The organism is Providencia hangzhouensis, from assembly GCF_029193595.2.
Lineage (GTDB): Bacteria > Pseudomonadota > Gammaproteobacteria > Enterobacterales > Enterobacteriaceae > Providencia > Providencia hangzhouensis.
Window position 1 is genome coordinate 3,784,994 of record NZ_CP135052.1, and the last position, 11,502, is coordinate 3,796,495.

11 protein-coding genes are annotated in these 11,502 nt (G+C 41.8%); 6 read left to right on the top strand and 5 right to left on the bottom strand.

What is annotated here, in order from left to right:
- Positions 1 to 142 precede the first annotated feature (142 nt).
- The gene (rsmD, locus tag PZ638_RS17275) at positions 143 to 724 is read left to right on the top strand and encodes a 16S rRNA (guanine(966)-N(2))-methyltransferase (protein ID WP_004258577.1); all 582 of its coding nucleotides are present in this window, start codon (positions 143 to 145) and stop codon (positions 722 to 724) included.
- A 10-nt stretch (positions 725 to 734) separates the two neighbouring features.
- Positions 735 to 1,031, top strand: coding sequence for a DUF1145 family protein (locus PZ638_RS17280; protein WP_004258582.1), 297 nt, complete (start codon positions 735 to 737; stop codon positions 1,029 to 1,031).
- 6 nt (positions 1,032 to 1,037) lie between these two features.
- Here the strand turns inward: PZ638_RS17280 and PZ638_RS17285 are convergent, their stop codons facing one another.
- Positions 1,038 to 1,388 carry a DUF2500 family protein gene (locus PZ638_RS17285; protein ID WP_004258585.1) on the bottom strand — a complete coding sequence of 117 codons (351 nt, stop codon included), beginning with the start codon at positions 1,386 to 1,388 and terminating at the stop codon, positions 1,038 to 1,040.
- A gap of 121 nt (positions 1,389 to 1,509) precedes the next feature.
- Between PZ638_RS17285 and PZ638_RS17290 the strand changes: the two genes are divergently transcribed.
- The 3 genes from PZ638_RS17290 (at position 1,510) to PZ638_RS17300 (ending at position 5,868) form a co-directional block, all read left to right on the top strand.
- Positions 1,510 to 2,139, top strand: a complete 630-nt coding sequence (locus PZ638_RS17290) for a lysoplasmalogenase (RefSeq protein WP_004258589.1) — start codon at positions 1,510 to 1,512, stop codon at positions 2,137 to 2,139.
- A 153-nt stretch (positions 2,140 to 2,292) separates the two neighbouring features.
- On the top strand, positions 2,293 to 4,695 hold the full coding sequence (locus PZ638_RS17295; RefSeq protein ID WP_144139714.1) for a zinc/cadmium/mercury/lead-transporting ATPase: 2,403 nt from the start codon (positions 2,293 to 2,295) through the stop codon (positions 4,693 to 4,695).
- A 198-nt stretch (positions 4,696 to 4,893) separates the two neighbouring features.
- The gene (locus tag PZ638_RS17300) at positions 4,894 to 5,868 is read left to right on the top strand and encodes an Rpn family recombination-promoting nuclease/putative transposase (protein WP_004258594.1); all 975 of its coding nucleotides are present in this window, start codon (positions 4,894 to 4,896) and stop codon (positions 5,866 to 5,868) included.
- A gap of 54 nt (positions 5,869 to 5,922) precedes the next feature.
- Here PZ638_RS17300 and tusA read toward each other — a convergent pair whose 3' ends face one another.
- A complete protein-coding gene (gene tusA / locus PZ638_RS17305; protein WP_004258596.1) occupies positions 5,923 to 6,171 on the bottom strand; it encodes a sulfurtransferase TusA in 249 nt (82 codons plus the stop codon).
- Between the two features lie 168 nt (positions 6,172 to 6,339).
- Between tusA and PZ638_RS17310 the strand changes: the two genes are divergently transcribed.
- Complete coding sequence (locus PZ638_RS17310) at positions 6,340 to 7,008, top strand: 7-cyano-7-deazaguanine/7-aminomethyl-7-deazaguanine transporter (RefSeq protein WP_004258598.1); 669 nt, start codon at positions 6,340 to 6,342, stop codon at positions 7,006 to 7,008.
- Between the two features lie 94 nt (positions 7,009 to 7,102).
- On the opposite strand, the gene glpC is transcribed toward PZ638_RS17310, so the two are convergent.
- Genes glpC through glpA form a run of 3 tightly spaced genes read right to left on the bottom strand, consistent with a single transcriptional unit; the run spans position 7,103 to position 11,233 of the window.
- Positions 7,103 to 8,296 (bottom strand): anaerobic glycerol-3-phosphate dehydrogenase subunit GlpC, encoded by a 1,194-nt coding sequence (gene glpC / locus PZ638_RS17315; RefSeq protein WP_144139711.1) that lies wholly within the window; start codon positions 8,294 to 8,296, stop codon positions 7,103 to 7,105.
- Positions 8,293 to 9,588 (bottom strand): glycerol-3-phosphate dehydrogenase subunit GlpB, encoded by a 1,296-nt coding sequence (gene glpB / locus PZ638_RS17320; protein WP_144139708.1) that lies wholly within the window; start codon positions 9,586 to 9,588, stop codon positions 8,293 to 8,295. Before glpB ends, glpC begins: the two co-directional genes overlap by 4 nt.
- Positions 9,578 to 11,233: an anaerobic glycerol-3-phosphate dehydrogenase subunit A gene (glpA, locus tag PZ638_RS17325; protein ID WP_004258606.1), complete on the bottom strand. Its 1,656-nt coding sequence runs from the start codon at positions 11,231 to 11,233 to the stop codon at positions 9,578 to 9,580. Before glpA ends, glpB begins: the two co-directional genes overlap by 11 nt.
- Positions 11,234 to 11,502 lie beyond the last annotated feature (269 nt).

The following is an 11,502-nucleotide window of genomic DNA, read 5'->3' on the forward strand; positions in this document are numbered from 1 at the left end:
CGTGTTAAAACTGTGAAAATGAAGCACTATAATTGAAATACAGCCAATCAGAGATAACAACACTGCAACTTATCGCCTGACAGGTATACAATAGTAACAATCAAATTTAAGTACATAAACCCGTTAAGCAACAATAAACATTATGGCAAAAAAACCACAATCTCCCTCTTTAGGGCAAATTCGTATTATCGGTGGGAAATGGCGCGGAAGAAAGCTGCCAGTTCGTGATAGTGAGGGCTTGCGCCCAACCACAGACAGAATTAAAGAAACATTATTTAACTGGTTGATGCCAATTATTCGGGATGCGCGTTGCTTAGATTGCTTCGCAGGCAGTGGTTCTCTGGGCTTTGAAGCACTTTCTCGTTTTGCAGAAACGGTCACCTTTATTGAGCTCGATAAACAAAACGCACAATTACTGGCTGAAAATAAAGCTCGCTTACAAGCCGATAACGCAACCGTAGTGAATCACAATAGCCTAAATTTTTTAAGCCAAGCAGGTATACCTTTTGACGTCGTTTTCATTGACCCACCATTTCGCAAAGGGCTGCTCAATGAAACCATTCAATTGTTAGAAAAAAACCAATGGTTAGCTGAAGAAAGCTGGATATACGTTGAGTCAGAAGCGGAGTCACCACTTACTGACATCCCAGCTAATTGGCAACTTCATCGCGAAAAAATAGCAGGGCAAGTCGCATATCGCCTTTTTATTCGAACTTCACTTTAGGGACAAAAACATGTTTATCAATATTGGACGCCTGCTCATGATTTGCGTTTGGGGCTTTATGGTCTTTAATCTCGTCCACCCATTCCCTAAACCATTGAAATATTTTATGGATATTGCAATGGTTTTTATGATTTTCATGCACGCACTACAAACTATTTTCCTAAAAGCAACGCTGCCAAAAGGAGAGAAAATCTCTGGTTTAGTTCAATTACGCATTTTCTTTTTTGGCGTATTCGAAATGCTAGCCATGCAGAAAAAAAATAAAGCCGATTTAGAAGAAGCAAAGAAAAAACAATCAGGTGAATAACTTATTCTACGCTGGCTCAAAACGAATAAACCGAGTACCTTGCATAATGAGCTTGCCTTCATGGCCAAGCTCAACGCCTTGATACTGTTCTTCCGTTACAATAGTTTTAATAATTTCGCCGCTTGATAGCGTTTTAAAGTGAATCTCATAGCGAAAAGTTTCAGGTGAAACAACATCCCGCTCTCGAGAACGCATGTTAGGATAAGGGTAGTCTTTTTTGCTATCAACCTTTACTAAGTAGCTTACAGGCAAAGCGTTATCATTAAGTTCATTTTGCTTGCGTTGGTCAAAAAAACGCTTAGTGGCGAGCACCGCAATAATCGCTAAAACGATAATCAGTAATATTGGCTTATTCATAATGTGTGCATTTTGCTTAAAAAGTCCGTCATGATAGTTTATCTTATTTAACTAAACAGGACACGTTTCTAAGTTACCGGATCCCTGCCGTGTCATTCATTGAACATATAAGGATGTGTATATGATTAGTTGGCCATTCCTCGCTGTACTCTTTTCCGGTTGGTTATATGTCGATGCCGCCTATCGAGGACCCGGGTGGCAACGTTGGTTATTTCGCCCAATCACACTGCTACTTTTATTACTTTGGGGTTGGAGCTCCGACGACCTTAACCTGCAAAATTATCTTATTCTTGCGGGGCTGCTAGTTTCTCTCGTTGCAGATCTTTCTCGCATGCTTTCAAGTGAGCACTTACTAGCTTCCGTCGCGTTGATGTTCTTGAGTTATTTGATTTATACCATCAGCTTCGGAATGCAATTTAATTTCGGGCTCTATCTACCTTGGCTTGCCGCACCTCTGATTGTCGCTGCCGTTACTTTAGTTTTCATTTGGGGCAAGCTTGAAGGCCTACAAGCTATTGTTTTTGCATCATTAATAATGTGCATGATTATGGCATGGGTTGCTGGTGACCAATATTTTGGTCTCGGTCGTGAATACAACTTCTCAATCATGATTGGCGCATCACTGCTATTTCTTTCTAACTGTATTTGGCTAATTGCTCGATTCCGTATTCCCTTTAAAGCCTCAAAAGCCGTTGTTGCAGCACTATACTTCCTTGGACAGTTTTTCATTGTGCGAGCGATTTACTTATAATCACACCTTTTAGTCATACCATGCCAATTGATAAAAAGTGCTATTTGAGAATTTTATCAATTGGCCGCCCTATTTTTGTTTGACTCTGGAGTAGACTCCAGAGTGTAAACTTATCCGCAATGATAGAACACATTGTTTGATAAGGGGGCGCTTATGCACTCACATTCCCATAAAGAAACACATAATCACACAAGTAGCTGCTGCTCTAGCAACAGTTGCTGTTCATCTACTGTAGCGGGCAATAGCCAAAAAGTTAGTGATGACTCACATACTCATGAACATGGCAGTGTGAAGAAACATCCTGACGACGATGAAGGCACTCACCGGCACAGTGGTGAATGTCATTCAACTCATGATCACGCCGCCAATGACCATTCTGGTCATGATCACAAACATGGCAATAGCTGCGGGTTAACTGCGGATATCAGCAATGAAGTTGAGCCTACCCAAGCGGCAGGCCAGCGCTTTAGCTGGATCATCCGTGGTATGGATTGCCCAAGCTGTGCAAACAAAATTGAAACTGCAGTTAGGCAAATAAGTGAAGTAAAACAAGCCAAAGTGTTATTTGCTACGGAAAAACTGGTGGTTGATGCTAACACCGATATTAGTGTAGCGGTGCGTTCTACCGTTGAAACTGCGGGTTATGAATTACTTGAAGTCGGTGGCAACAGTGCGGCAACTATCGCGCCACCACAAAGCTTACTCAATGAAGCTAAGCCCGTTATTATATTAGCGATTTTAATGGCGATTAGTTGGGGAATTGAGTTTATCAATCCACAGTTGGGTAATATCGCCTTTATTTTAACCACTCTATTTGGGTTATACCCGATCGCACGTAAATCATTGCGCTTAATGAGAACGGGTTCCCCTTTTGCTATCGAAACTTTGATGTCCGTTGCCGCAATAGGCGCAATCTTTATTCAAGCAACAGAAGAAGCCGCAATGGTTATCTTACTGTTTATGTTAGGCGAAATGTTGGAATCCTATTCTGCCGGAAGGGCCCGACGAGGGGTTAGCGCCTTAATGGCACTGGTACCAGAAGACGCCGTTTTAATCAAAGATGGGCAAAAAACAACGATTCCTGTTGCGCAATTACGACCAGGAGACATTATTGAGATTGCACCGGGTGGGCGTTTACCTACCGATGCGGTGTTAGTGTCAGGTTTTGCCAGCTTTGATGAAAGTGCGTTAACAGGTGAGTCCGTTCCTGTAGAGCGTAATGTCGGTGAAAAGGTGGCTGCAGGCTGCTTATCTATTGATAGAGCCGTTCAAATGCAGGTGGTATCAGAGCAAGGTCAAAATGCGATTGACCGCATTTTACAGCTAATTGAGGAAGCTGAAGAACGCCGTGCGCCGATAGAACGCTTTATTGACAGCTTTAGTCGAGTTTATACCCCAATCATTATGCTTATTTCAGCACTAGTGATTATTATTCCACCAATATTCTTCAGTGCACCATGGGAGACTTGGATTTACCGAGGTTTAACACTGTTATTAATCGGTTGTCCTTGTGCATTAGTGATTTCAACCCCTGCGGCGATAACGTCTGCACTGGCAACAGCAACACGCCGAGGTGCATTAATTAAAGGCGGTGCGGCACTTGAACAACTGGGCACTATCACGACAATTGCTTTAGATAAAACAGGCACACTCACGGAAGGTAAACCTCATGTCACTGACCTTATTCCTGTAGAAGGCATGACCGAAATTGAATTAGTCCAAATTACCGCCTCCGTTGAAGTGGGTTCACATCATCCTCTGGCAAAAGCGGTGGTGAATAAAGCAGAGGCGTTATCGTTAGGCATTGTTGAAGCACAAGTTCGTAAAGCATTGGCTGGAAAAGGAGTGGAGGGTGTACTTGATGGTAAGCGTATACTAGTGAGTGCGCCAAACCGCCTTGATATTCCACTCGATAGTGAATGGCAAAATAAGGTCGAAACATTAGAAGCTGAAGGAAAAACGGTTGTTGTCACACTCGAAAATGACCGCGTAATTGGTTTAACCGCACTGCAAGATACATTGCGCAGCGATGCAGTAGATACGATGAGCATGCTGAAAGCGCTCAATGTGAATGCTGTAATGCTAACAGGCGATAACCCTCGTGCTGCAAGCGCTATCGCGGGCCAATTAGGCATGGAATACCGCGCAGGGTTATTACCAGAAGATAAAGTGACGGCAGTTATGGCCCTTAATCGTAACCACAGCACAATGATGGTCGGTGATGGTATTAACGATGCCCCTGCAATGAAAGCGTCTAGTATCGGTGTTGCCATGGGTAGTGGTACTGATGTGGCATTAGAGACCGCCGATGCTGCATTAACCCATAACCGTTTGACTGGACTTGCAGAGATTATTGCATTATCTCGTGCGACTCGGAAAATTATTCGTGAAAATATAGCGATTGCCTTGGGGCTAAAAGCAATATTTCTGGTGACCAGTTTATTGGGAATTACCGGGCTTTGGGTCGCCGTACTTGCTGATTCAGGTGCAACAGCACTCGTCACTGCGAACGCTGTACGTTTACTGCGAGTCAAGTTACCTCAAGTGAAAAAATAATTTATACCAATTGATTTAAACGCCACACTAAGTGGCGTTTTTATTTACAACTATTCCAATATTTTGTTGTATTACAATATGTTAAATACAACCTTAATTAGAGAATTAGGACTAACTTTTTCTCCATCAGTCTCAATCTTCGCTAAAATACGTTTTGTAAATAGATTATTTCGGCATGACGTTTAGCAGGTACTTGGCATGGTAAAAAATCACAGTTCAACACCACATGATGCTGCATTTAAAGGGTTTATGTCTAAAATTGATAATGCACGTGATTTTTTTGATATCCATTTACCCGGCCATATTAAGCAATTATGTGATTTCAAAACATTAGCGATAACAAACTCTTCTTTCATTGATAACCAGCTACGCACTCGTCTTTCAGATGTTCTCTACACTGTCGAGACACAGCAAGGTGAAGGGTATATTTATATGTTAGTTGAGCACCAATCAACACCAGATAAACTAATGGGTTGGAGAATGATGCATTATGCATTCCTTGCCATGAACCAACATTTACAACAAGGTCATCGTGATCTACCGCTGGTTGTGCCTGTTTTATTTTATCATGGGAAGATAACGCCTTATCCATATGCTAAACCATGGACACACTGTTTCCCATGGCCAGAAATTGCATCAAACTTATATAGTCAGCCATTTCCGCTCGTTGATATTACTGTTATTGATGATAACGAACTCGTAAATCATCGCAAAGTTGCCGTCATGGAACTCGCAATGAAGCACAGAGACTTAAGAGATAACATAGAAAAAGTCACGCAGTTACTAGCTGAAGCGATGAATCAAAATTATCATCATAGTGATGACATCATCACTATTTTCAACTATTTATTTATTACTATGGATTCACCTCATTTTGAGACAGTGGTTAATCAACTTATATACCAATTAGAAAATAACCAAGAGGCTATTATGAACATCGCGCAACGATTAAAAAATCAAGGGTTACAAGAGGGAATTGATATTGGTGTAAATAGAGGCATTGATATTGGCGTAAATAGAGGCATTGATATTGGTGTAAATAGAGGCATTGATATTGGAGCAAACAAAAAACAACATGAAGTTGCACTTAAAGGTTTGCAACTTGGTACAAGTATTGAACTTATCTGCCAACTTACTGGGTTAAGCTATCAGGAAGTATTAAGCCTACAATAATATCCCTACCTCTTGGCAGGGATTAACATACAAAAAGAAATTAGCTAGTAACAACTAGCTCGATTTTTTACGCAACAAATAACGATATGGTGCGTTGTCAGCCTCTACTGCTAATAAATCATGCTCCATAAAGCGGCAAAAACCTGGGATATCACGTGTGGTTGCTGGGTCATCAGCAATAATTAACAACGTTTCACCATCGGCCATGTTACGAACCGTTTTACGCACTAACATCACAGGCTCAGGGCAACGCAGCCCTAGTGTATCAAGGGTTTTCGTTGGGTTAGCAAATAAATCAGACATTAAAAAACACTTCTAAAAGGGATCAATAGACTGATTATATAATAAAATATCCATTGATAAATGAACAGTTTTGCATTTGTTGCGCAACAAGAGTATGATGCGCTGCTCCCAAGTGTTGGGATGTATTTCATGGGTTCCCTCACCCCATTGTGACTAAAAAGGTACAATATGTTTGATTTTACTGCGCAGCAAAAAGCCACTGCGTTAATTTGGCTTTCGTTATTTCATATTTTAATCATTACTTCTAGTAACTACCTCGTGCAGTTGCCAATTAATATTTTTGGCTTCCATACCACTTGGGGTGCGTTTACTTTTCCATTTATTTTCTTAGCTACTGATTTAACCGTTCGTATTTATGGCGCGCCGCTTGCACGCAGAATTATCACTGCAGTTATGCTGCCCGCATTACTGATTTCATACGTTATTTCAGCTTTATATTTCCAAGGTGAATGGCAAGGTTTTACCGCATTATCTGAATTTAACTTATTTGTAGCACGTATTGCCGCAGCGAGTTTTATGGCTTATGTACTGGGTCAAATATTAGATGTCAGTGTTTTCAATCGATTACGCCAAAATGCACGTTGGTATGTAGCACCTGCCTGTGCAATGTTCTTTGGTAACTTGATTGACACTATCGCCTTTTTCTTTATTGCTTTTTTCCGCAGTAGCGATCCATTTATGGCTGCAAATTGGGTAGAGATTGCTTTAGTTGACTATGTCTTTAAGCTACTTATTTGCATGCTATTTTTCTTGCCTGCTTATGGTGTGCTTTTGAACTTTATCTTGAAGTCTTTCTTTGCAAACTCAGATAAAAAACAGTTAGCCAATCAACACTAAAAACAAAAAAAGGAGATAGTTAAATGCTATCTCCAAATAAGTTTAACTGAGCTAAAACAAAAAATAACAACCCTACAATTCGATAAGTAACAGATCACAAAGCTTTTGCTAGAAGTGAAATCGGGTGCTCACACTTCTTACTCGTCGACATCTCAATCTGCCACTTACAAGTTTCGCAGTCTGTGATCACCATATCCGCGCCACTTTCTTCAATTTGGCGGAATAATCCTGCTCCTATTCCTTGAGAAACCTCATAGTTTTCTTTTTTGAAACCATAGGTTCCTGCGATACCACAGCATTGTGAATCCAACACAATTAGCTCAACCCCTGGTACACGTTTAATTAACTCTAACGTATAGGAAGTCCAACCCATTTTTTCCATATGGCATGGCGTGTGATAAGCCACTTTTAAAGGCGTATGTTTCAGTTTGAGTTCACGCCCCTCTTCAAGTAAACGATAAATATAACGCGTTGCGAGCTCGATGTTATCCCTCATTGCAGAAGTATCAACATCAAGTACATGCGTATATTCATCACGGATGGTAAACGTACAGGTTGATGAAGTTGCAACAACAGGTACATGTTTTTCAAGGATAGTTTCTTGCAATGACTCTAAATTAACATTGGCTTGGCGCTTCGCCTGTTTCATAAAGCCATTCGCTATTAATGCCACACCACAACATTTTTCACGTTTAAGTAGCTGAACACCAATATTCATGCCGTTAAAGACTTTAATTAAGTCTTTACCTAATTGAGGATGGTTATAATTCACATAACAACCATGGAAGAACGCAACTTGCTCTTCAAATTTAGCTTGTTCAGCGGCTTGTTTTGCATACCAACGGCGGAAAGTCCCAAACGAATATTTAGGTAATTCACGGCGGTGATCTATTTTCAATGCTTTATCAAGGAGTTGACGTACAGGTTTTAACCCTGTAATAGTATTGACAACTGGTGCAAATGGCGTCGATAACGACCCCATTAAATCCGTATGGCTGAGAATAGCATCACGAATTTTAGGTTTCTGTTGGCTGTAAGTATTACGCGCACGAGCAATAATATCGCCAATCTTCACATCCGATGGACAAGCGACTTCACAACGCTTGCAGTTAGTACAATATTTCAATGCCTCGTCATACAGCATCGGATCTTTTAAGCGTAAACGCTCACCGTCTGGCCCTGCTTGCTTAGGACCAGGGTACAGAGGGTTAACCTTTGCAACAGGGCAATAAGTGGTACACACAGTGCATTTAATACAGCTTTCAAAGCTTGCATCTTGAATACTCATTGTGCCACCTCCACCTGCATAGTTTTATTCTTACTCAGTTCATTAATAATTTCATTAGCGGCATATAATGCGCTAATTATCGATACGCCCGCACCACAACCTTGAGTGAGAGGGTCAAAACCGCCTAAAACGGCGCCGGCCACATAAAGATTAGAAATGGCTTTCCCCTCTTTTTGTGCGCGTAGCTTTTCATCGGTTTTCACACCAAAAGCCATATAGGGCTGGGAAGCGAAAAACTCTTTGTTAGTCCATTTTGCACGTTCTGAAATTTCACACAGGTCCAATTGCATCAAAGGCTCATAGACACGGTCAAACTCAGCCACCAATCCATTATTAAAAAAGCTCCCCGTCGCCAGAACAAAATGCTTAGCTTTTAAAGAGATATCGCCATGATTACGAGTCTGGACAGATTCAATTCGGCCATTAACACAATTCACCGCGGTAACTTTATCACCAGGCATCACAATTCCACCTTGGCGACGGAACTGACGCAGTAACATTTCATGCAAACGAATCCCCAATAGCGAAGGAGGAAGAGTCGGTAGTAAAAATAATGGCTTACCTAAGCTCATTTGTAATTCATGTAAAGGTTCATCACTATCGAGTCCGATACAGGCTGGCATAAAAATCGCCTCTGCATCTGTGACCAACGGAGAAATTTCAGCGACCATTTGTGCCATATTTTCTGGTCTATCAAGCCAACGAGCAACATTAACCGCTCTAAACTCACTCGGGTTTTCTCTTAATCGGTCTAATAATGGTAAATGCACATAATGCGATGTTGCTTGTAACCCCTCACGTTGTAGCTCATCAGCCACCATCTGAGGTTGAAAATCCAAGAAACCTTCGATACCAACCACAGCAATCTTGCTAACATCCATTTTATGGTGCAAACCGACAGTCGGAACAGACTCAGGACTAAGCCAAGTCATCCGTTTATGGCCCAGAGGTGTAATACGATAATGGTTTTCTTCACAAGAGCCTTTTAAATGAACTCCTGCTTGCTGCAATATTGACTGAGCCATATGCGCTAGCTCAGTAACTTGTGTTTTTCCGATTAAACTATAAGGGTGTGCTGGCGCCTGTTCCTTTAGCGCATCAAGCATTTCTAGTGGTTTTTCAGCCACTTGTCCATTTGGTAAATGGGTTAATAAATCCAAGGAGCCTGATGAAAAATGTAATGCATTTTGCCCTGCACTAACAATTGCACAAGATAGACCAGACTGGGTCAAACGGATACCGCTCATTAATCCAGCTAAACCGCCGCCCATTACCACTACATCATATTTCATTGTCCGCCTCCTTCTGTGCATCCTTGCCAAGTGTCGCTTCATTCATGCCACATAACCCGTGATATACCCAGCTGGTAAATTCACTTTCACGCAATGCGTCACCCCAAGCAATTGGACGTACACCTTTCCAACGTTCATTAAGGAAGTGACTCAGTTGTTGCTCTGTTTCATGAGGCGTTGTGACATTAAAACGATTGAGTAACCCCGCAGCACGGCAAGCACATAATTCACCTTGGCAAGTTCCCATCCCCACACGAGTGCGACGCCTTAAATCAAGTAAATTATTCACCGTTAATGAATTAACGGCATAGCGCACTTCACCAGCAGTAACGGCTTCACACTCACAAACTAAACTTTTATCGAGCCTATCCGTACTGAGAATTGCAGAAGCCCTGTCACCATGACGGTAAACCGCTGAGCCACGAATAGGGGCTGGGATAGAAACAACATTGCGTAAGGCTTCTTCTGCACTATGTTGCGAGCCCGGTAGTGGCGCTTCTGCTGTTGTACATTTAGCACTGTGGCCTAATTTTTCACAAACTTTATCAGTAGCCCACTCAGCCATCAGACGATATGTCATTAACTTACCACCAGTGATAGTGATAAACCCTTCTAAGCCATCGCGCTTAGCATGGTCTAACAGCACAATACCGCGGCTGACATTACGCCCTGATGGGTCATCATCACTGGCAACTAATGGCCGAACACCTGCATATGCACGTAAAATGCGTGTTGTAGCAAGTGCTGGCGATAGCATTGAACCTTCACGAATAAGAATATCCACCTCTTCAGGGGTGACATACATATTATCAATTTGGTCATATTCAATATGAGTCGACGTGGTCCCAATCAGGGAAATCGTATCGCCGGGAACTAAAATATCGGCATCTGCAGGTTTGCGGCAACGGTTTATCACCATGTTGTTCAAGCGATGGCCTAAAATTAATAGCGCCCCTTTCGCAGGGAACATTTTAATTTTTAATTCACCATACTCTGCGATTTTTTGCCCCCAGATCCCGCCAGCATTAACGACAATTTCCGCGTAAATATCATATTGCTTCTTGGCGTGGTGATCATAAACCGTAACGCCACGTACGGTGTCGCCATCACGAATCAAACCAATAACTTCATGATAAGTTAACACTTTCGCGCCATGCTCTCTGGCATCTAACATATTTGCCGCAGTCAAACGGAATGGGTCAACCGTGCCATCAGGAACACGAACCGCACCTATTAGATGTGGGTTAACAGAAGGTTCAAGGCGAATAGCCTCTTTGGGGTCAATTGCAGTCGCATCAATACCCGCAGCTTGGCAAGCCGTAATGAATTGTTGCTGATACTCTAAGCTGTCTTCAGGTAAAGTAATAAACAAACCATCAGTTCGCTCTATACAGTGATGCGCGATACGTTTTAAAATCTTGTTCTCTTCTATACATTCTCTGGCGGATTCACCATCTGTGACTGCATAACGCGCGCCACTATGAAGTAACCCATGGTTACGCCCTGTCGCGCCAGTCGCAATATCATGCCTTTCGAGTAAAACAGTTCTTAGACCTCGGCGAGCGCAGTCACGAGCGACTCCTGCACCTGTTGCGCCACCACCAATAATGATGACATCCGTCTCAGTCACAGATGAGCCATTCATGTCGCATTCCTCACATTAATAAACATTTCTATAATCGATAAGTATAGATTCTATTTTTATAATCTATTATTAAATATAGCCCAGAAACGCGATCAATGTTTGATAAGGAACAAAAACGAAAGCAATTGATGCATATTCAGTGTTCAAAAGAACAAAATCGTGATGAGAATCACAAAATAATTAACATTTCTAGTTCCATTCTATTCACAAATGTCATTTACTATGCAACTTCATAAACAAAATCAATAATTGTGCGTTGGATTACAGAT